We start from the raw sequence: 21,121 nt of genomic DNA, 5'->3' as shown, positions 1-21,121 counted from the left end.
GCGGCTACCGCACAGCCCCGTCGCCGGGAACAGGTTGGCCCGGCGCAGACTCCCGCCATGCCGGGAATCTGGGCGCTGGCGCGGGCGGCTAGCTCAGCAGCGAGCTCGGGATCTGCCCGTGGCGTACGCGCTGGGGGTGGTTGCCGACGTCGAGGTAGGCGAGCTCCTCGCCGGTGCGGAAGTCGATCACGGCGACCGCGTCGGCGTCGGACAGCGATGCCCAGCAGGTGTTGCCGATGCCTTCGGTGGTCCAGTAGGGCTTGCCGTAGTAGTGGCCGGTGGTCTCCTCGTCGAGGATGGTGTGCTCGCCGCTGGCGCGGTCGACCATCGCGACGTAGTCGTCCATCGTGCCCGCCGCACACAGGGTCTCGCCCTTGGAGTCGATCGAGAGGCCGTGGTGGGCGGAGTCGTTGACGTAGAGCTCGCGCGGCAGCTGGGTGCGCTTGGGGAGCTGGATGACTCGGGTGACAGCGCCGGTGCGGGGCTCCTCGACGGAGCCGGTCGAATAGCCGACCTTCCCATCGATGTCGGCCGCCTGGGTGTCGAACTCGACCAGGCCGTGCAGGAACGACATCTGGAAGTAGATGAACCGCTCACCGGGGGCGACCGCCATGGGACGTACGGCTGAGGAGATCGAGGGGTAGCCGGCCTCCTCCAGCTCCTTGCCCATCTCCCAGCGCTGGGAGACCTCGAAGCTGGACTCGTCGACGATCTCGAACCAGCGGTCACCCTTGATCGCGTCGTGGATCGGGCCGATCTTGATCGGCGGGAGCAGGTCGGTGCCGGGGATGGTGCCGAGGCCGAGCTGGTCGAGGTTGATCAGCGGCAGCGAGTCGAGGGAGATCTCCTTCTGGTCGCCGGGCAGGTAGACGCGACCGATGGAGGCGTGGAAGATGCGCGAGCCATCCTCGGAGTAGTTGTTCTCGTGGGGCGTCTCGCCCGACTCGAACGTACGCAGCCGCTCACCCGTCCGCGGGTCGCCCGCGCCGCCCATCCAGTACTCGTGCACCGAGCGCGAGGTCGAGTCCGAGACCAGCAGCTTGGTGCCGTCGGGGGAGAGGCCCATGTGGTCGGTGCGGTGGCCGTCCATCTGCTGCTCGACCACGACGGAGTCCGGCGAGCCCGCGAGCGCCTTCTCGATGTCGATCCAGACCACGTCGGCGAGGCTGGGGCGCGAGACCGCCAGCAGCTTGCCGTCCCGGGTCGTGAACATGTCGTCCACGAGCTGGTCGTTGCCTTCGCCGGGGCCGTAGCGGACGAGGTAGTACATCGCCAGCCGCTCGGGATCCTGGTGGATCTCGGCGATCTCCTCGTCCTTGTCCGGCACCAGGTCGATGTCCTTGCGCAGCACCTCGAAGCTGCGCGCATCGACGATCGAAGCCGTTCCGTCCCAGTTGTTGCCCACGACCATCACGTCCCGCAGCTCTGGTGTCGCGCTCGCGCTCACTGCTGGAGCGGCTGCGCTGAGTGAGAAGACGAAGAGCATGGCGACGGTGACTGCTGCCGCACGACGCATCGTGGGACCTCCTGGGGGATTCGGTTATCTGAGACACAACGTCCCTGGTGGTGGGAGGTTACGGGCGGGTAGGGGTCTTGGGCGTGCGCGGACTGTTTTTCGGGGTTGGGGTGGGCCGCCGACCCGTTTTTGAGGGTCTTCTCGACAGTCCCCGGAGTAAAGGACGGCCTTCGGCCGCCGGCTTCGCCGGCCGCTTCGCGGTCCTTGACACCGGGGCCCGTCGAGAAAAGATTTGGCTGGCTATCGGGGCGGCGGCCCGGGTGTGGCGCGGAGAGAATCTTGCGCGTTGAGGTTGGCATTGATGGGGCGTGAGGGTGGCCCTTCGGGCCACTTACCATCCACAGATGCTAGGTCGTTCGCTCACCGCGAAAACGGTGGTTGACCTGGGAAAATAGATGGCCAGAGAAGGGCTGGAGGCGTAGAATCAGACCCATCACAGCACACCTCTTCGAAGGGGAAGATGGCGATGAGCCTCGGCCGCTCGATCGACCACTGGGGCACCAACCCCGGCGACGCGATCGACGCTGCCTTGAAGGCCATCGAGACCGCCCTCCAAGAGCTGTTGTCCACCGATCCCGCCTATTGGCGCACGGACCAGAAGAAGGACCTACTGGAACGGTTGGAGAAGCTCCAGGCCCAACAAGCCGCCCTGAAGCTGCGGGTGCTCGCGACGGCTGGTGATATCGCCGAGGAGACCGGAGCGAAAGACGCCTCCGGGTGGATGCGAACCGAGCTCCTCGTCGACAAGGCCGTCGCTCGCTCCCAGGTGAAACTCGCGACGGTGGTGACCAAGTACGACCTCGTGGCCACTGGCCTCGCCGAAGGCATCGTGTCCCAGGACAAAGCCCGAGTGATCACCCAAGCCCTCGACGCCATCGAGACCGATCCCGCCGCCAGTGGCGAGGATCTGGTCCTGGCCGAGAAGCTCTTGGTCGACTACGCCAGCCAGTTGACGGCGAATGAGTTGAAGATCGTCGGGCGACGGATCCTGGCCGAGGTCGACCCGGATCGGTTCGAGCAGGCTGAAGCCAAGGCTCTGCAGCGCGAAGAAGAGCACGCCCAACGGCGTACCTTCTTCCAGTCCCGCGACAATGGGGACGGGACTGTGGAGATCCACGCCCGCGTTTCCCGTGCGGTCGGGATGCGGCTCCGCACCCAGCTGGACTCGCTAGCCCAGCCCAGGAAGCTTTCGGCCGAAGACAAGGGCCACAAAGCCCCGTATGACCGACTGCTGGGTCAAGCCTTCGCCCGGGTGATCGAGACCTACGACGTCGACCAACTGCCCCGGCACGGTGGTCACGGCACCACGGTGTTCGTCACGATGAGCGTCGATGACCTCCGCAAGGACCTCGGCACCGCAGCCCTCGGGTTCGCCGGAGAGCAGATCACCGCCGCCGAAGCCCGACGAATGGCCTGCAACGCGGATCTGGTCCCGGTGGTGTTGGGCACCGACTCCGAGATCCTCGACCTGGGCAGGACCGCGAGGTTGGCGTATCCGATCCAACACAAGGCGCTCCGGCTACGAGATAAGTGTTGCCAGGCCGAAGACTGCGACGCACCGGCAGCCTGGACCGAGGCCCATCACCTCAAACCCTGGTCCGAAGGCGGCCTCACCAACCTGGCCAACATGGTCTTGCTCTGCTCCAATGACCATCGCCGGATCCATGACCCCAACTACGGGTACGAGCGGCTCCCGAGCGGGCGGATCCGGTTCACCCGGCGCACCTGAGCGACCTGCTCTGGTGCGACCGCTCGCCGCGTGTCCTTGTGAAGGATTCACAAGGTGTCATCGTCTTGTAAAAGCACGAGGAGCCCGTCCGCTGCCAGGAGTCACCGACCGGGCTCCCAGGCCCGTACGCAACCAAAGAAATCCGCGCCAAACCGATCCGGCGAGAACATCATCCGTAACGGGTCGGCGGCCCCAGCCCACGAAGCAACATCAGCCTCAGAACCCGAGACTGGCGTTCTCCAACTGAGTGATCCGCTCCGCCGGTCCGTCGAAGGACAAGCCCCGCACCTCATGACGCCCGAAGCAGAAGAGCAGGAGCTCGCCGACCGGGCCGGTGATGGTGACGGGCTCGTCGCCGGCGCGGAGGGTGGCGGTGTCGGTGCCGTTGCTCACCACGAGCGGCGTGTTAGCGGAGCGGACCAGGCCCTTGCCGAGAAGCTTCAGGGTGCGCCAGAGGTCTCGTTCGGCAGCGGCGGGGAGCGTACGCGGCTCCCAGCCCGGCCGGGCGCGGCGGAGGTCCTCGTGGTGGACGAAGAACTCGACGGTGTTGACCGCCCTTTCGATGGGACCGAGAGCGAACGGCGTGCCCTTCGGGTCGCGGAGGCGGGCGGCGAGAGCGTCGAGCGGCTGGGCGGCGTACGCAGCCTCCGCCTTCCTCAGCACGGGCGCGAGCGGCGCCAGGAGGATGCCCGCCGCTGCCCACGGGCGGCGTTCGCGGACGAGCAGGTGCACCAGCAGGTCCTTGACGTCCCAGCCTTCGCAGAGCGTGGGGGCCGTCGGCCCGAGGGAGACGGCGGTGTCGCACAGGGCGATGCGCTCGGAGCGCGCGAAGGAAGCCACGGCCTGCACCTTATCGAGCCAATCCAGCGCTGGGTGGTTTCAAAAAAATTCGTCGCAGTCACGGTGCTGACCTAGGCTTTACCTCGAGATGAGCGACGAGGAACAAATACCCCAGCGGGCCACGACGACCGACGGGTTCAAGGTTCTTGGAGTCGCCATCCGGCGCGAGTGGGCGGTCTTCACGCTCTCGACTCTGGGCTCTGCGCTCTTCGGTGCGCTGACCGTCGCCGACGCCTGGGTGCTGGGCTGGTCCACCGACCATGTGCTGGTGCCGGCGCTGCGCGACGGCGAGATCGGCGCCGGCTGGCTGTGGGCCGTGGTTGGACTCTTCGTCGGTGTCGCGATCCTGCGTGCCGTCGGGGTGGTGGCGCGGCGGCTGGGCGCCGGGGTGATGCAGTACCGCATGCAGGCCCATTCGCGTCGCGCGGTCACCCGCCAATACCTCGCGCTTCCCCTCGCCTGGCACCACCGGCACCCGACCGGCCAACTGCTCTCCAACGCCAACTCCGACGTCGAGGCGTCCTGGGCGCCGATCGCGCCGCTGCCGATGGCGGTCGGGACGCTCGCGATGATGGTGATCGCGATCGGGCAGATGTTCTGGACCGACGTCGTCCTGGCCTCGATCGCGATCCTCGTGTTCCCGGCGGTCGTCGTCGCCAACCTGGTCTTCCAGCGCTTCTCCTCGCCGCTGATGACCCGCGCCCAGCAGCTGCGCGCGGAGCTCTCCGGGATCGCGCACGAGTCCTTCGACGGTGCCCTCGTCGTCAAGACGCTGGGCCGCGAGGCAGAGGAGACCACCCGCTTCCAGGACAAGGCCCAGGAGCTGCGCGACGTCAACACCCACGCCGGCCGGCTCCGCGCCGCCTTCGACCCGATCCTCGCCGCGCTGCCCAACGTCGGGGTGCTCGCCGTCCTGGCCGTCGGCGTCGGCCGTGTCTCCAGCGGTGCCGCCGCACCCGGTGACGTCGTCCAGATCAGCTTCCTGCTCACCATCGTCGCCTTCCCGATCCGCTCCTTCGGCTGGCTGTTGGGCGAGTTCCCGCGCAGCGTGGTCGGCTATCGGCGGGTCCAGCGGGTACTGGACGCGACCGGGCGCCTGGCCTACGGCAGCGCGACGACCAGCCGCGAGCCGACCGGCGCCCGCGTCCGGGTCGACGGCATCTCCTACGCCTACGCCGACGGCCCGACGCTCCTCGACGGTGTCGACTTCGAGGTCGAGCCGGGGCGTACGGTCGCGATCGTCGGCGAGACCGCCGCCGGCAAGAGCACCCTGACCATGCTGCTCGCGCGGCTGGTCGACCCGGAGGCGGGCCGGATCACCCTGGACGGCAACGACCTGCGCGACCTGGGCGCGGGGGAGTGGGCCCGGGTGGCGGCGCTGGTGCCGCAGACGGCCTTCGTCTTCGACGACTCCGTACGCGGCAACGTCACCCTCGGCGCCGACCTCACCGACGACGAGGTCTGGTCCGCGCTCAAGGCCGCCCAGGCCGACGGCTTCGTCACCGCGCTTCCGAACGGCCTCGACACCACCCTCGGCGAGCGCGGGGCGAGCCTCTCCGGCGGGCAGCGCCAGCGCCTCGCCCTGGCCCGAGCGCTTGTACGCCGCCCACGACTCCTGATCCTCGACGACGCCACCTCGGCGGTCGACCCCGAGGTCGAGCAGCGCATCCTCGCCGCACTACGGGACGGGGCGGGCGACACCAGCCTCGTTGTCGTCGCCTACCGCAAGGCCACGATCGCGCTCGCCGACGAGGTCGTGCACCTCGAGGACGGTCGCATCCGCGACCGCGGCACCCACACCGAGCTGCTCGCCCGCGACGAGTCGTACGCCCGCCTGGTGAACGCCTACGAGACCCCGGAGACCATCCAGTGACCGCCACCCTCGAGCCCGAGACCCGGGTCGGCAGCGGCGAGGAGCTCGGCGCGATCGAGACCATCCGCCGGGGCATCAAGCACTCCCCGGAGCTGGTCGAGGGCATCCGCGGCACCTTCGCGCTGGCCGTGATCGCGAGCATCGGGCAGGTCGTCGTACCTGTCGTCGTCCAGCAGACCCTCGACAACGGCCTCAGCGGTCCGGACGGCCCCGACCTCGGCTACGTCCTGCGCGCCGGCCTGATCGCGGTGGTCGCCATCGCCGTCACCGGCTGGGCGTCGTTCAAGATGACCAGCCGGCTCTTCACCGCCGCCGAGCGGGGCCTGGCGACGCTGCGTACGAAGGCCTTCCGGCACGTCCACGACCTGCCGATGCTCACCCAGTCGACCGAGCACCGCGGGGCCCTGGTCTCGCGGGTGACCAGCGACGTCGACCAGGTCAGCCAGTTCATCGTCTTCGGCGGTCTGCTCTTCATCGTCAGCATCGGGCAGATGCTGATCGCCACCGTCGTGATGGTGATCTACTCCTGGCAGCTCGCGATCCTGGTGTGGCTCTGCTTCGGCCCGCTCTTCCTGAGCCTGCGGTTCTTCCAGCGCAAGCTGTCCGCGGCCTACACCCTCTCCCGCCGCCAGGTCGCCAAGATGCTCTCCGCGGTCTCCGAGCCGGTCGTCGGTGCGGCGGTGGTGAAGGCGTACGCCGTCGAGGACCGCACCCAGGAGCGCATCGACCGCGAGATCGATGCCACCAGCGCCGCCCAGATCAAGGCGCAGGCCTACACCTCGGTCTTCTTCAGCCTCGGTGGCCTCTCCGGCGGCCTCGCCAACGCCGGCGTGATCGTCGGCGGCGTCCTGCTGGCGCTCGCCTACCAGGGCACCGGCGGCGCGCTGACCGTCGGCGAGATCCTGGCCTTCGCGTTCCTGGTGACGCTGTTCGTGGGCCCGGTGCAGATGGGTACGCAGATCCTCACCGACGCGCAGAACGCGATCGCCTCCTGGCGGCGCACGATCGGGATCCTCGACACGCCCGCCGACCTCGTCGACCCGGGCGCGGCCGGCACGGTCCTGCCCCGGGGACCACTCTCGATCGAGTTCGACGCGGTCACCTTCGCCTATCCCGGCGGCCGTCCGGTCCTGCACGACATCTCCTTCGAGATCGCGCCCGGCCGCCGGGTCGCCGTGGTCGGCGAGACCGGATCGGGGAAGTCGACGATCGCGAAGCTGCTCACCCGGGTGATGGACGTGACCGACGGCCGGGTCCGTCTCGACGGCGTCGACGTACGCGAGATCGGCAACGCCTCGCTGCGCACCAGCGTCGTGCTCGTCCCGCAGGAGGGCTTCCTCTTCGACTCCACCCTGGCCGAGAACGTCCGTTACGGGCGGCTCGACGCGACCGACGAGGAGATCGAGGAGGCCGCCCGGATTCTCGGCCTGGGGGACTGGCTGGCCGGTCTCCCCGCCGGCGTCCGCACCAACGTCGGGCAGCGCGGCGAGTCGCTCTCGGCCGGCGAGCGCCAGCTCGTGGCGCTCCTGCGGGCCCAGCTGGCCGACCCCGACCTGCTCGTCCTCGACGAGGCCACCTCCGCGGTCGACCCGCGGCTGGAGATGCGGATCAACCGGGCCCTGGAGCGCCTGATGAGCGGCCGTACGTCGGTCACGATCGCCCACCGGCTCTCCACCGCCGAGGCGGCCGACGAGGTGATCGTCGTCGACGCCGGACACCTCGCCCAGCGCGGCCCGCACAGCGACCTGGTGGCGCAGGCAGGCTCGACGTACGCACGCCTGCACGCCTCCTGGGTCGCCCAGCAGGGCAGCTGAATCAAGCCGCCAGCACGGTGAACGGAGCCCAGGGAAGGTTGCGGAAGACCGTGAAGGCGACGGTCAGCGCCAGCCACGTGTAGAGCGCGGTGCGCGAGCGCGCCCAGCCGGGCGCGGGAGGGCCGCCGACGCGGCCGCGGAGCCAGAAGAACCAGAGCAGTGCGAGCAGCGGCAGCCCGAGCAGGAACATCAGCGCGTTGTGGCCGATCGCGCCGGATACATCACCCGACAGCAGCGACATCGTGCCGCGCGTCATCCCGCAGCCGGGGCAGTCGATGCCGGTGAGAGCGTGGACCGGGCACGGCGGAACGTAGGCGACGAGCCCGGGAGACGTGGCGAAGACGGCCGCGAGGCCCGCCCCGCCGGCCACGACGGCCAGTGGGACGAGCCCCGCGCGCACCCGTGAGGGTGTGGTCACATGGTCCCCGACTGGGCGGCCATGCCGACGCCGAGGACGACCGAGGCGATGATGTAGAGGACGATCACGACGACGCCGGTGATGGCGCCGATGATGCCCCACTTCTTGGCGCCCTCGGCGTCACCCTGGACGGCCTTGACGATCGAGACGATGCCGAAGGGCAGGCAGCAGAAGAGCGTGACCAGGATGCCGATCACGAGGGCGCTGGTGTCGGTCTGCTTCGCCGGTGCCGGCTGCGGGGTGGGGTTAGCCATGGTGCGGTGTTCTCCAGTTTGAATAGTCGACTCGAAGAGTCGGCTGACAGGGCCGTACCGAGACCGGCCCAGATGACCGGCCCAGATGACCGGCAGAGTCTGGCAGCCCGGGGCCTCGAGGGCTCTCGATAAGCGCCGCGACATGCCGGTTGTGTCCGTACTGTTGCCCAGCGGGATACTGGAGCCGTGACTACTGGACCCACGAGCGAGGGACTGGACCCCGCCATCGCCGACCGCCTCAAGCGCAACCCCGACGGACTGGTGCCCGCGGTGGCGCAGCAGCATGACACCGGCGAGGTGCTGATGCTCGGCTACATGGACGACGAGGCCCTGGCGCGCACGCTCGCGACGGGCCGGGCGACCTACTGGTCCCGCAGCCGGCAGGAGTACTGGGTCAAGGGGGAGACCTCCGGCCACCGGCAGTACGTCAAGGAGGTGCGCCTGGACTGCGACGGCGACACGATCCTGCTCAAGGTCGACCAGGAGGGCCCCGCCTGCCACACCGGCGACCACACCTGCTTCGACGCCGGCCTGATCTCATGAAGGCCGCCTTCGGCCCCACCGTCATCGCCGGACTCGCCGGCGCGGCCCTGGCCGCGTGGGCCGGCTCCAACGAATGGGTGAAGGTGACCGCCCCGGCCCAGATGCCGGCCGACCTCAACGACTCGCCGGCCACCACCGGCCTGGCCCTGGTCGCCCTCGCGGCCTGGGGCGTGGTCCTGGTCACCCGAGGTCTCGTACGCCGCCTGGTGGCCGCCCTCGCCGGCCTGGCCGGGATCGGCGTGATCGTCACCTTCTTCGGCCATGCCGGGATCGACGCGCTCGGCCGGGCGATCGACTCCGAGGTGGTCTGGGGCGAGACCGAGCACACCACCACCCCCTGGCCCTACCTCGCGCTCCTCGGCGCGGTCCTGACCGTCGCGGCGGCCGTCGCGGCCGTACGGCTGGCTCCTTCGTGGCCCGAGATGGGCCGCAGATACGACGCCCCGGTCGACGCGAAGCCGGATCAGAAACCGCTGGAGGAGCAGTCCACGATCGACGTCTGGAAGTCGTTGGACGAGGGTCGTGACCCGACAACGGGGGATCAATGAATACACTGCAGCCAAGCCCACCTGGATCGCTTCGGGCTTCGCTTCAGCAAGAGAACTCGTAGAGGAGTCATCGCATGTCCGCCAGCCACGGCAACACCCCGGCAGCCTGGATCGCAGTCGCGGTCGGCCTCCTCGGCTTCCTCATCGGAAGCGTCGCCATGATGCTCGACCCGATCAGCTGGTTCGTCTTCTGGGTCGGCGTCGCCGTCACCGTCGCGGGCGGCCTGCTCTTCATCGTGCTCTCCAAGCTCGGCTTCAACGTCGAGTCGCACTGAGCCTGTGAAACAGCGAGGCCCCCGGCGGATTCGCCGGGGGCCTCGCTGATTTCAAAGAGCCGAGCTCACATGGACTGAGCTCAGTACGTGGTGGTGCTGCCGCTGAAGTCGAGAGCACCGGACAGGTTCAGGATGAGCCCGATGACGAACAGAACGATGGCGACGATGCCGAGGATGAAGCCAGCGGTGGCCATGCCACGCCCGCTCTGCGCGCCACCGGAGGCGTCGATCTCGTTCTGGGCCATCTTGCCGAGGATGATCGCCGGGATACCGGTGAAGATTCCGCAGCAGATGCAGCCGAGGATGCCGAGGACAAGTGCCCAGATCGCCTTCTTGTTGTTGCCCGCAGGCTGACCGGGCTGCCCGGGTGCCGGCGAACCGTACGGGGGCGGCGGCGGAGGAGTTCCGTAGCTCATGTGTGTCTGACCTCCAAAGTCAGGCGAGTTGGGTAGAGATGGAAGAAACTTAACGTTTCCCGCCCGCACTGTGGCGCCAAATCGGGCGTGTCACGGTTCGGGTGAGAGGCTTTGCACGTGGGTCATACCCGGAAACGAGAGGTTTAAACATGTCGGTGCTCGAAAAGATCATCGACGGCGTACGTCTGGACCTGGCGCAGCGCCAGGCGACGGTGTCCGAGGCGGATCTGCGGGCCCGGCTGGCCGACGTCGACGCGCCCCGCGACCCGATGCCGCACTTCCGTGCGGCGGGCAGCAGCGTGATCGCCGAGGTGAAGCGGAAGAGCCCCTCCAAGGGCGCCCTGGCCGACATCCCGGACCCGGCCGAGCTGGCCCAGAAGTACGCCGCCGGCGGTGCCGCCGCGATCTCGGTGCTCACCGAGGAACGCCGCTTCGGCGGGTCCCTCGCCGACCTGCGCGCGGTCCGCGCCGCCGTCGACACCCCGATCCTGCGCAAGGACTTCATCGTCGAGCCCTACCAGCTGCTGGAGGCCCGGGCAGCCGGCGCCGACCTCGCGCTGCTGATCGTGGCCGCGCTGGACGACGACACGCTGCGCAGCCTCTACGACCAGGCGCGTGAGCTCGGGCTGACCGTGCTGGTCGAGACCCACGACGAGGCCGAGGTCGCCCGCGCGGTCGACCTCGGCGCCGAGCTGATCGGCGTCAACGCCCGCAACCTGAAGACCCTGGAGATCGACCAGGACGTCTTCGGACGGCTCGCGCCGCTCATCCCCGAGGACCGGGTGAAGGTCGCCGAGTCGGGCATCTTCACCGCCACCGACGTCAAGCGCCACGTCTCCGAAGGGGCCCGCGCGGTCCTTGTCGGCGAGGCGCTGGTCAAGCATGGCGACCCGCAAGGCACGGTCGCCGAGTTCACCGGAATCCAAGGCTAGGACCAGCCATGACAACTCACATCCACGAAACGACGAGCTACGACGCCGACGAGTTCGGCTGGTTCGGTGGCGAGGCCGAGGGATTCGGCGGCCGTTTCATGCCCGAGGCGCTGATGAAGGCGCTCATCGAGCTCGACGACGCCTGGCAGAAGGCGAAGGCCGACCCGGAGTTCGTGGCCGAGTTCGACGCGATCCTGCGTGACTACGCCAACCTGCCGAGCCCGCTCTACCACGCGACCCGGCTCTCCGAGCAGCTCGGCGTACGCGTCCTCCTCAAGCGCGAGGACCTCAACCACACCGGCGCCCACAAGATCCGCAACGTGCTCGGCCAGGCGCTGCTGACCAAGCGGATGGGCAAGACCCGGGTCATCGCCGAGACCGGCGCCGGCCAGCACGGGGTGGCCTCCGCGACCGCGGCCGCCTACTTCGGTCTCGACTGCACCGTCTACATGGGCAAGGTCGACACCGACCGCCAGGCGCTCAACGTAGCCCGGATGCGGCTGCTCGGCGCCGAGGTCGTCCCGGTGCCCTCCGGCAGCGGCACCCTCAAGGATGCGATCAACGAGGCGCTGCGCGACTGGGTCGCCAGCGTTGACCACACCGCCTACCTGTTCGGCACCGCCGCCGGGCCCCACCCGTTCCCGACGCTGGTCAGGGACATCGTGCGCGGCATCGGCGACGAGGCCCGGGCGCAGTCCCTCGAGCAGTTCGGCGGCCTCCCGAACGCCGTCGTCGCCGCGGTCGGCGGTGGCTCCAACGCGATCGGCATCTTCACCGCGTTCCTGGACGACGAGGACGTCGAGATCCACGGCTTCGAGGCCGGGGGAGACGGGTTCGAGACCGGCCGTCACGCAGCCACGATCCAGGCCAACGACCCGGGCGTGCTCCACGGCGCCCGCACCTACGTGCTCCAGGACGAGGACGGCCAGACCATCGAGTCCCACTCGATCTCCGCCGGACTCGACTACCCCGGGGTCGGGCCGCAGCACGCCTGGCTCGCAAAGTCCGGCCGGGCGAGCTATACGAGCATCACCGACAAGGAGGCGATGGACGCCTTCGCGCTGCTGTCGCGCTCGGAGGGCATCATCCCGGCGATCGAGTCGGCCCACGCGATCGCCGGTGCCATCAAGATCGCTCCGCAGATCAAGGAGCGTCACGGCGAGGGCGCCACGATCCTGATCAACCTGTCCGGTCGCGGCGACAAGGACATGGGCACGGCCATCGATTACTTCGGGCTCGGGGACAGCAAGCAGGGAGAAGCAAAGTGAGTACGTCGGTAGCGTTCGCGAAGGCGAAGGCCGAGAACCGCGCCGCCCTGGTCGGCTACCTCCCGGCGGGCTTTCCCACGGTGGACGGCTCGATCGAGGCGCTGACGACGATGGTCGAGGCCGGCTGCGACATCATCGAGATCGGCCTGCCCTACTCCGACCCGGTCATGGACGGCCCCACCATCCAGGACGCGGTGCAGCAGGCGCTCGACGGCGGCGTACGTGTCGACGACGTGTTCCGCGTCGTCGAGGCCGTGGCCGCGACCGGGGTGCCGACCCTGGTGATGACCAGCTGGAACCCGATCGAGCGCCGTGGCGTGGACCGCTTCGCCCAGCAGCTGCAGGACGTGGGCGGCGCGGGTCTGATCACGCCTGACATCACCCCCGACTTCGCGCCGGAGTGGATCGAGGCCGCCGACGCCCGTGACCTCGACAAGGTCTTCCTGGTCGCGCCGAGCAGCACCGACGAGCGGATCGCGATGACCACGGCCCAGTGCCGAGGCTTCGTCTACGCCACCGCGGTCATGGGCGTCACCGGCGCCCGTGCCAAGACCTCCGACCTGGCCGCCCCGCTGGTCGCCCGCACCAAGAAGACCACAGACCTGCCGGTCGGCGTCGGTCTCGGGGTCAGCAACGGTGCCCAGGCGGCCGAGATGGCTGCGTACGCCGACGGGGTCATCGTCGGCTCCGCCTTCGTGCGTACGCTGCTGGACAACCGCTCCGACGAGCAGGCTGCGCTCAAGGCGCTGGCGAGCCTGACCGAGGACCTGGCCGCGGGAGTCCGCGCGCGTTGAGGTTCCTCGCTCTTCCCGTCCTGCTCGTCCTCATCGGAGTGCTCACCGGTTGCGGCGCTCCCGGCGCCGGCCAGGCGCCGGCCTCGGCGATGACCGGGCAGGAGCACACGCCCTACCGGCTCTCCGACACCGCGCTGACCGACACCGAGGGCGAACCGTTCTCGCTGGCCACCGACGTCGACAAGCCCCTGACGCTGGTCTTCTACGGCTACACCAGCTGCCCTGACGAGTGCCCGCTGGTGATGTCGAGCCTGACCGCGGCGCTGACTCGCCTCGACGACGCGGACCGGGACAAGGTCGAGGTCGTGTTCGTCACCACCGACCCCGCGCGCGACTCCGAGGAGGTCCTGCGCAAGTACCTGGACCGCTACGACGAGGACTTCATCGGCCTCACCGGTGACCTGAAGGACATCGTCACCCTGGCCGAGTCGATGCGGCTCTACATAGGGGAGGCCGACCGGCTACCCAGTGGGGGCTACGATCTCGGGGTCCACGACACCCACGTCTCGGCCGTCTCCCAGGGACAGGCCAGTGTGGTGTGGTCGATGAACACCTCTCCCAAGCAGTTCGCCGACGACATCCACCGCCTTCTCACTCAGAAGTAGCCAAGAAGGGCCCCGCATGATCCTCCCGATGTCCATCCCCAGCCCGGCCGAAGGCGTGCTCTGGCTCGGGCCGGTCCCGTTGCGCGGCTACGCCTTCGCGATCATCCTCGGCATCATCGTCGCCGTCTGGGTCTCCGAGCGGCGCTGGCAGGCCCGCGGCGGCCGGGCCGGCGACATCCAGGACATCGCGCTGTGGGCGGTTCCGTTCGGTCTGGTCGGCGGCCGGATCTACCACGTCATGACCGACTGGCAGCTCTACTTCGGCGTCGGGTCCAACCCGATCGAGGCGCTCTACATCTGGCGCGGCGGGCTCGGTGTGTGGGGCGCGATCGCGCTCGGCGCCGTGGGTGCGATCATCGGCGCGAAGCAGAAGGGCATCAAGATCATCCCGCTGCTGGACACGATCGCCCCGACCTGCCTGCTCGCGATGGGCATCGGCCGCTGGGGCAACTGGTTCAACCAGGAGCTCTTCGGCAGGCCCACCGACCTGCCCTGGGGCCTGGAGATCGACCCGTCGCGCTACCCCGACGGACCCAGCCAGTTCCCGGTCGGCACCACGTTCCACCCGACGTTCCTCTACGAGTTCTGCTGGGACATCCTCGCCTTCTTCGTGATCGTCTACCTGCAGAAGAAGCTGCGTCTGGGCGGCGGCCGCGTGGTCGCCCTCTACGTGATGGCCTACTGCCTCGGCCGCGGCATGATCGAGACCCTGCGCATCGACAACGTGCAGCTGGTCAACGTGCTCGGCCTGCGCTGGAGCGAGTGGATGTCGATCATCCTGTTCGTGCTCGCGGCCGCGTGGTGGGCGTACGCCACCTTCACCGGTCGGGGTACCCTCGAGGAGGAGGTCTACAGCGATCCTGCCAAGGCCCCGGCGAACGACGTCGACGACGACACCGAGAACGAACCCGCGAGCGAGACTGACGGCAACGCAGCCGACAACGGGACCGACGACGAGGAATCCTCGACAAAGGCCTGATCAGACGCAGATATTAGGCGCAACGTAGCGCCTCGCGGGAGGGTGTCCGCCGATGGACCCTCGTTCGCAACCTACGCGTGACACAGTGGTAACCTAGCCGCACTCGCGCGGGCCAACGCTGTCCCCTGCAGATTGCCAGTTTCATCCCCGCAAGGGCGCGCGCACCTGTCGCAGACATCCCCCGCTCCGGACTCGACTCGAAGCAGAGTCAGAGAACCGGGGCTATTGGGCTGCGTCGGTCGGTGCGTGCCTGAGCCCGGACAGACGGGAGATCCCGGTGCCGTACGAGCACTCGTATCCATCCCCCCAGGGCCTCTACGACCCTCGGTTCGAGAAGGACGCCTGCGGCGTCGCCATGGTTGCGACGCTGACCGGCGTGGCCAGCCACGACATCGTGAAGCAGGGCATCCGTGCCCTGGTGAATCTCGACCACCGCGGCGCCGCCGGCGCCGAGACCAACTCTGGCGACGGCGCCGGGATCCTGCTGCAGGTCCCCGACGCCTTCCTTCGTGAGGTCGTCGACTTCGACCTTCCGGCCGAGCGTGCCTACGCCGTCGGCACCGCCTTCATCCCCGGCGACGCCGACCAGGTCGAGCGCACCGTGAAGATGGTCGAGGAGATCGCGACCGAGGAGGGCCTCGAGGTCCTCGGGTGGCGTGACGTACCGGTCAACCCCGACTCGCTCGGCGCCACCGCCAAGGCGGTCATGCCGACCTTCCGCCAGCTCTTCGTGGCCGGCGCCAAGCAGCGCGTCACAGGCCTGGCCCTGGAGCGGCTCTCCTTCTGCCTGCGCAAGCGCGCGGAGAAGGAGACCGACGTCTACTTCCCGTCGCTGTCGAGCCGCACCATCGTCTACAAGGGCATGCTCACCACGCCCCAGCTGGCCGAGGTGTTCCCCGACCTGGTCGACGAGCGGGTCGCCTCCGCGATCGCCGTCGTCCACAGCCGGTTCTCGACCAACACCTTCCCGAGCTGGCCGCTGAGCCACCCGTTCCGGTTCATCGCCCACAACGGCGAGATCAACACCGTCATGGGCAACCGCAACTGGATGAAGGCGCGCGAGTCGCTGCTCGAGTCCGAGCTGATCCCCGGCGACCTCGAGCGGCTCTTCCCGATCTGCACCGAGGGCGCCTCCGACTCGGCCTCCTTCGACGAGGTCCTCGAGCTCCTCCACCTGGCCGGCCGCAGCCTGCCGCACGCCATGCTGATGATGATCCCGGAGGCTTGGGAGAAGCACGAGGAGATGGACCCCGCCCGCAAGGCGTTCTACGAGTTCCACTCCTCGCTGATGGAGCCCTGGGACGGCCCCGCGTCGGTGGTCTTCACCGACGGCACCCAGATCGGCGCGGTCCTCGACCGCAACGGCCTGCGTCCCTCCCGCTACTGGGTCACCGAGGACGGCCTGGTCGTGCTCGGCTCCGAGGCCGGTGTGCTCGACGACATCGACCCCGCCACCGTGGTCCGCAAGGGCCGCGTCCAGCCGGGCAAGATGTTCCTCGTCGACACCGCGGAGCACCGCATCATCGAGGACGACGAGATCAAGTCCGAGCTCGCCGCCGAGCACCCCTACGACGAGTGGCTCCACGCCGGTCTCGTACGCCTCGACGACATCCCCGAGCGCGAGCACATCGTCCACACTCACGCGAGCGTGACCCGCCGCCAGCAGGTCTTCGGCTACACCGAGGAGGAGCTTCGGATCCTGCTCGCGCCGATGGCCAACACCGGCGCCGAGCCGATCGGCTCGATGGGCACCGACAGCCCGATCGCGGCGCTGAGCGACAAGCCGCGGATGCTGTTCGACTACTTCGCCCAGCTCTTCGCGCAGGTCACCAACCCGCCGCTGGACGCGATCCGCGAGGAGCTCGTCACCAGCCTCAACGGCACCATCGGCGCCGAGTCCAACCTGCTCAACCCGGGTCCGGCCTCGTGCCGTCAGATCGTGCTGCCGTTCCCGGTCATCTCCAACGACGACCTGGCCAAGATCCGTCACATCAACCGTGACGGCGACATGCCGGGCTTCCAGGTCCACATCGTCCGCGGCCTCTACGAGGTCGACGGCGGTGCCGAGGCGCTCCGCAGCCGTCTGGACGAGATCTCGGCCGAGGTCTCCCAGGCGATCGAGGACGGCGCCCGGATCATCGTCCTCTCCGACCGTCACTCCACCCAGGAGATGGCGCCGATCCCGTCGCTGCTCCTGACCGGCGCGGTCCACCACCACCTGGTCCGCGAGCGCACCCGCTCGCAGGTCGGCCTGCTGATCGAGGCCGGAGACGTACGCGAGGTCCACCACGTCGCCCTGCTGATCGGCTACGGCGCCGCCGCGGTCAACCCCTACCTTGCGGTCGAGTCCGTCGAGGACCTCGCCTACGAGGGCTACTACGTGAAGGCCGACGCCGAGAAGGCGATGGCCAACACGATCAAGGCGCTCGGCAAGGGTGTCCTCAAGGTGATGTCGAAGATCGGCGTCTCCACGGTCGCGTCCTACACCGGCGCGCAGATCTTCGAGGCCGTCGGCCTGTCGAAGGAGGTCGTGGAGCGCTACTTCACCGGCACCACCTCCAAGCTCGGCGGCATCGGCCTCGACGTGATCGCCGAGGAGGTCGCGAAGCGGCACGCCACCGCCTACCCGCGCGACGGCGTCGCCAACGCCCACCGCGCGCTGCCCATCGGCGGCGAGTACCAGTGGCGCCGTGAGGGTGAGCCGCACCTGTTCGACCCGGAGACCGTCTTCCGGCTCCAGCACGCCACCCGCAGCGGCCGCTACGACGTCTTCAAGCAGTACACCGACCGCGTCAACGAGCAGTCCGAGCGACTGATGACGCTGCGCGGACTGTTCAAGCTCAAGGGCGCCGAGGAGCTGGGTCGCCAGAAGATCTCGATCGACGAGGTCGAGCCCGTCGAGGCGATCGTCAAGCGCTTCTCGACCGGCGCGATGTCGTACGGATCGATCTCCAAGGAGGCTCACGAGACGCTCGCCGTCGCGATGAACATCCTCGGCGGCAAGTCCAACACCGGTGAGGGCGGCGAGGACCCGGATCGTCTCTACGACCCGAAGCGTCGCTCGTCGATCAAGCAGGTCGCCTCGGGACGCTTCGGCGTCACCAGCGAATACCTGACCAACGCCGACGACATCCAGATCAAGATGGCCCAGGGTGCCAAGCCCGGTGAGGGCGGCCAGCTGCCCGGCCACAAGGTCTACCCGTGGGTGGCCAAGACGCGTCACTCGACGCCGGGCGTGGGCCTCATCTCCCCGCCGCCGCACCACGACATCTACTCGATCGAGGACCTGGCTCAGCTGATCCACGACCTCAAGAACGCCAACCCGAGCGCTCGCGTCCACGTGAAGCTCGTGGCCGAGGTCGGCGTCGGCACCGTCGCCGCGGGTGTCTCCAAGGCCCACGCCGACGTGGTCCTGATCTCCGGTCACGACGGCGGCACCGGTGCCTCCCCGCTGACCTCGCTCAAGCACGCCGGCGGTCCCTGGGAGCTCGGCCTCGCCGAGGCGCAGCAGACGCTGCTCCTCAACGGCCTGCGCGACCGGATCGTGGTGCAGACCGACGGTCAGCTCAAGACCGGCCGCGACGTTGTCATCGCCGCGCTGCTCGGTGCCGAGGAGTTCGGCTTCGCCACCGCGCCGCTGGTCGTCTCCGGCTGCGTGATGATGCGGGTCTGCCACCTCGACACCTGCCCGGTCGGCGTCGCCACCCAGAACCCGGTCCTGCGTGAGCGGTTCACCGGCAAGGCGGAGTACGTCGTCAACTTCATGCGCTACATCGCCGAGGAGGTCCGTGAGCTCCTCGCCGAGCTCGGCTTCCGGAGCATCGACGAGGCCGTCGGCCACGCCGAGGCGCTCGACGCCCGCGACGCGATCGACCACTGGAAGGCCTCCGGGCTCGACCTGTCGCCGATCTTCACCCGCGTGGAGTCGCCGCAGCAGTTCTCCGACCAGGCCCTCTACAACACCAAGGGCCAGGATCACGGTCTGGAGAAGTCGCTCGACGTCAACGAGCTGCTGCCGCTCGCGGCCCCGGCTCTCGAGCGCGGCGAGCCCGTACGCGCCCAGCTGCCGATCCGCAACGTCAACCGCACCGTCGGCACGATCCTCGGTCACGAGATCACCAAGCGCTACCGCGGCGCGGGGCTGCCCGAGGGCACGATCGACATCACCTTCACCGGGTCGGCGGGCCAGTCCTTCGGCGCGTTCATCCCGAGCGGCCTGACGCTGCGCCTGGAGGGCGATGCCAACGACTACGTCGGCAAGGGCCTCTCCGGCGGCCGGGTGGTCATCCGCCCGGAACGTACGGCCGGGTTCCGGGCCGAGGAGCACATCATCGCCGGCAACACGCTGGCCTACGGCGCCACCAGCGGGCGGATCCACATCCGCGGAGGCGTGGGGGAGCGGGCCGCGGTCCGCAACTCGGGTGCCAGCATCGTCACCGAGGGTGTCGGCGACCACGGCTGCGAGTACATGACCGGTGGTCGTGTCGTCGTGCTCGGCCCGACCGGGCGCAACTTCGCAGCCGGCATGTCCGGTGGGGTCGCCTGGGTCCTCGACTTCGAGGAGCAGCGCCTCAACAGCGAGCTGGACGATGCCACCCCGGTGGACGAGAAGTACGCCGCCGAGCTCGAGCAGCTGGTCCGCGACCACCTCGAGGAGACCGGCTCGGCCGTCGCCGAGGCGCTCCTGGCCGACTGGCCGAACTCTCTGACCCGCTTCACGCAGGTCATGCCCAGTGACTACAAGCGCGTGCTCGAAGCCCAGGAGGAGGCCCTCGAGGAGGGTCTCGACGAGGACGAGGCTGCCGCGCGGATTATGGAGGTCCTCCATGGCTGACCCGAAGGGTTTTCTGAAGAACGGTCGCGAGGTCGCGACCCGTCGTCCCGTCGACGAGCGGGTCAAGGACTGGCACGAGGTCTACCCGGGCAAGATCGGCAAGACCCTGCTGCCGATCATCAACACCCAGGCCTCGCGCTGCATGGACTGCGGCATCCCGTTCTGCCACCAGGGCTGCCCGCTCGGCAACATCATCCCCGAGTGGAACGACCTGGTCTGGCGCAACGACTGGGAGGGCGCCTCGGAGCGCCTGCACGCGACCAACAACTTCCCGGAGTTCACCGGTCGCCTCTGCCCGGCCCCGTGCGAGGAAGCCTGCGTGCTGGGCATCAACCAGCCCGCGGTGACCATCAAGAACATCGAGGTCGCGATCATCGACAAGGCCTGGGACGCGGGCCACGTCAAGCCGCAGCCGCCCGAGTGGCTCTCCGGCAAGGCGGTCGCGGTCATCGGCTCCGGCCCCGCGGGTCTGGCCGCCGCCCAGCAGCTCACCCGCTCGGGCCACACCGTGGCCGTCTACGAGCGGGCCGACAAGATCGGCGGGCTGCTGCGCTACGGCATCCCGGAGTTCAAGATGGAGAAGTCGCAGGTCGACCAGCGCCTGGCGCAGATGCGCCGCGAGGGCACGGTCTTCCGTCCGGGCGTCGACGTCGGCACCGACATCACCGGTGCGCAGCTCCGGGACCGCTACGACGCCATCGTGCTCGCCAACGGCTCGACCGTCGGTCGCGACCTGCCGGTCCCCGGGCGTGAGCTCGACGGGATCCACCAGGCGATGGAGTACCTGCCGCAGTCCAACCGGGCCTCGCTCGGTGAGGCGGTCCCCGACCAGATCCTGGCCGAGGGCAAGCACGTGGTCATCATCGGTGGCGGTGACACCGGCGCCGACTGCCTCGGCACCGCGATCCGCCAGGGCGCGGAGTCGATCACCCAGCTGGAGATCATGCCGCGTCCGCCGGAGGAGCGTCCCGACGCTCAGCCGTGGCCGACCTACCCGATGACCTACCGGGTCGCCTCCGCGCACGAGGAGGGTGGCGAGCGTGTCTACGCCGTCTCCACCAAGGAGTTCCTCGGCACCGAGGACGGCCGCGTACGCGCTCTGAAGCTCGTCGAGGTCGAGTTCATCGACGGCAAGCTGACCGAGAAGGAGGGGACCGAGAAGGAGATCCCCGCCGACCTGGTGCTGCTGGCCATGGGCTTCACCGGCCCGGAGAAGGACGGCCTCCTCACCCAGCTGGGTGTTGAGTACGACGCTCGCGGCAACGTCGCCCGCGACGACTCCTTCGCCACCTCCGTCCCCGGCGTGTACGTCGCCGGCGACGCGGGTCGCGGACAGTCGCTGATCGTGTGGGCGATCGCCGAGGGCCGCGCCGCCGCGGCCGCCGTCGACACCTTCCTCACCGGCTCGACCAACCTGCCCGCGCCGATCCGCCCGACTGACCGGCAGCTGATGGTCTGAGGCTGAGACCCCGAGGCACAACGG

The 21,121-nt window shown here is 69.1% G+C and carries 18 protein-coding genes; 13 read left to right on the top strand and 5 right to left on the bottom strand.

Translation table 11 applies throughout. The features are described from left to right. Window positions 1-88: 88 nt before the first annotated feature. Window positions 89-1,516, bottom strand: a complete 1,428-nt coding sequence (locus OH802_RS23735) for a YncE family protein (protein ID WP_406022704.1) — start codon at window positions 1,514-1,516, stop codon at window positions 89-91. 466 nt (window positions 1,517-1,982) lie between these two features. On the opposite strand from OH802_RS23735, the gene OH802_RS23730 reads away from it, so the two are divergent. Further along, window positions 1,983-3,245 carry a DUF222 domain-containing protein gene (locus OH802_RS23730; protein ID WP_406022702.1) on the top strand — a complete coding sequence of 421 codons (1,263 nt, stop codon included), beginning with the start codon at window positions 1,983-1,985 and terminating at the stop codon, window positions 3,243-3,245. 216 nt (window positions 3,246-3,461) lie between these two features. On the opposite strand, the gene OH802_RS23725 is transcribed toward OH802_RS23730, so the two are convergent. Next, window positions 3,462-4,085 (bottom strand): TIGR03085 family metal-binding protein, encoded by a 624-nt coding sequence (locus OH802_RS23725; RefSeq protein ID WP_406022700.1) that lies wholly within the window; start codon window positions 4,083-4,085, stop codon window positions 3,462-3,464. A gap of 88 nt (window positions 4,086-4,173) precedes the next feature. Between OH802_RS23725 and OH802_RS23720 the strand changes: the two genes are divergently transcribed. Beyond that, the gene (locus OH802_RS23720) at window positions 4,174-5,958 is read left to right on the top strand and encodes an ABC transporter ATP-binding protein (RefSeq protein ID WP_406022698.1); all 1,785 of its coding nucleotides are present in this window, start codon (window positions 4,174-4,176) and stop codon (window positions 5,956-5,958) included. After that, window positions 5,955-7,772 (top strand): ABC transporter ATP-binding protein, encoded by a 1,818-nt coding sequence (locus OH802_RS23715; protein ID WP_406022696.1) that lies wholly within the window; start codon window positions 5,955-5,957, stop codon window positions 7,770-7,772. Before OH802_RS23720 ends, OH802_RS23715 begins: the two co-directional genes overlap by 4 nt. 1 nt (window position 7,773) lies before the next feature. Here OH802_RS23715 and OH802_RS23710 read toward each other — a convergent pair whose 3' ends face one another. Both OH802_RS23710 and OH802_RS23705 read right to left on the bottom strand, forming a co-directional pair. Then, window positions 7,774-8,190, bottom strand: coding sequence for a DUF2752 domain-containing protein (locus OH802_RS23710; RefSeq protein ID WP_406022694.1), 417 nt, complete (start codon window positions 8,188-8,190; stop codon window positions 7,774-7,776). Beyond that, window positions 8,187-8,444: a CD225/dispanin family protein gene (locus OH802_RS23705; protein WP_350661348.1), complete on the bottom strand. Its 258-nt coding sequence runs from the start codon at window positions 8,442-8,444 to the stop codon at window positions 8,187-8,189. Before OH802_RS23705 ends, OH802_RS23710 begins: the two co-directional genes overlap by 4 nt. Window positions 8,445-8,630: 186 nt before the next feature. Here OH802_RS23705 and hisI point away from each other — a divergent pair, with 186 nt between their 5' ends. The 3 genes from hisI to OH802_RS23690 all read left to right on the top strand — a co-directional run bounded on the left by hisI (window position 8,631) and on the right by OH802_RS23690 (window position 9,810). Next, window positions 8,631-8,987, top strand: a complete 357-nt coding sequence (gene hisI / locus OH802_RS23700; RefSeq protein WP_355021876.1) for a phosphoribosyl-AMP cyclohydrolase — start codon at window positions 8,631-8,633, stop codon at window positions 8,985-8,987. Continuing rightward, entirely contained in the window at window positions 8,984-9,535 is a 552-nt protein-coding gene (locus OH802_RS23695) for a Trp biosynthesis-associated membrane protein (RefSeq protein WP_406022691.1), read from the top strand. Before hisI ends, OH802_RS23695 begins: the two co-directional genes overlap by 4 nt. A gap of 74 nt (window positions 9,536-9,609) precedes the next feature. Beyond that, the gene (locus tag OH802_RS23690; protein WP_378836587.1) at window positions 9,610-9,810 is read left to right on the top strand and encodes an HGxxPAAW family protein; all 201 of its coding nucleotides are present in this window, start codon (window positions 9,610-9,612) and stop codon (window positions 9,808-9,810) included. An 80-nt stretch (window positions 9,811-9,890) separates the two neighbouring features. Here the strand turns inward: OH802_RS23690 and OH802_RS23685 are convergent, their stop codons facing one another. Beyond that, window positions 9,891-10,226 carry a DUF4190 domain-containing protein gene (locus tag OH802_RS23685; RefSeq protein WP_406022689.1) on the bottom strand — a complete coding sequence of 112 codons (336 nt, stop codon included), beginning with the start codon at window positions 10,224-10,226 and terminating at the stop codon, window positions 9,891-9,893. A 149-nt stretch (window positions 10,227-10,375) separates the two neighbouring features. Between OH802_RS23685 and trpC the strand changes: the two genes are divergently transcribed. The 7 genes from trpC (at window position 10,376) to OH802_RS23650 (ending at window position 21,097) form a co-directional block, all read left to right on the top strand. After that, complete coding sequence (gene trpC, locus OH802_RS23680) at window positions 10,376-11,158, top strand: indole-3-glycerol phosphate synthase TrpC (protein WP_357355929.1); 783 nt, start codon at window positions 10,376-10,378, stop codon at window positions 11,156-11,158. Between the two features lie 8 nt (window positions 11,159-11,166). Then, window positions 11,167-12,426, top strand: coding sequence for a tryptophan synthase subunit beta (gene trpB / locus OH802_RS23675; protein WP_406022686.1), 1,260 nt, complete (start codon window positions 11,167-11,169; stop codon window positions 12,424-12,426). Beyond that, window positions 12,423-13,220 (top strand): tryptophan synthase subunit alpha, encoded by a 798-nt coding sequence (trpA, locus tag OH802_RS23670; RefSeq protein WP_406022684.1) that lies wholly within the window; start codon window positions 12,423-12,425, stop codon window positions 13,218-13,220. Before trpB ends, trpA begins: the two co-directional genes overlap by 4 nt. Next, window positions 13,217-13,825, top strand: a complete 609-nt coding sequence (locus tag OH802_RS23665) for an SCO family protein (protein ID WP_406022682.1) — start codon at window positions 13,217-13,219, stop codon at window positions 13,823-13,825. The genes trpA and OH802_RS23665 overlap by 4 nt, the downstream gene beginning before the upstream one ends. 28 nt (window positions 13,826-13,853) lie before the next feature. Beyond that, entirely contained in the window at window positions 13,854-14,804 is a 951-nt protein-coding gene (lgt, locus tag OH802_RS23660) for a prolipoprotein diacylglyceryl transferase (protein WP_406022680.1), read from the top strand. Window positions 14,805-15,081: 277 nt separating this feature from the next. Continuing rightward, window positions 15,082-19,638, top strand: coding sequence for a glutamate synthase large subunit (gene gltB / locus OH802_RS23655; protein ID WP_406022678.1), 4,557 nt, complete (start codon window positions 15,082-15,084; stop codon window positions 19,636-19,638). Next, window positions 19,631-21,097 (top strand): glutamate synthase subunit beta, encoded by a 1,467-nt coding sequence (locus OH802_RS23650; RefSeq protein ID WP_406022676.1) that lies wholly within the window; start codon window positions 19,631-19,633, stop codon window positions 21,095-21,097. Before gltB ends, OH802_RS23650 begins: the two co-directional genes overlap by 8 nt. The last annotated feature ends 24 nt before the right edge of the window (window positions 21,098-21,121 follow it).

Source organism: Nocardioides sp. NBC_00850 (assembly GCF_045207335.1).
Classification (GTDB): domain Bacteria; phylum Actinomycetota; class Actinomycetes; order Propionibacteriales; family Nocardioidaceae; genus Nocardioides.
Note: the sequence above shows the minus strand (reverse complement) of the source record. Positions and strands in the feature narration are given on the sequence as shown.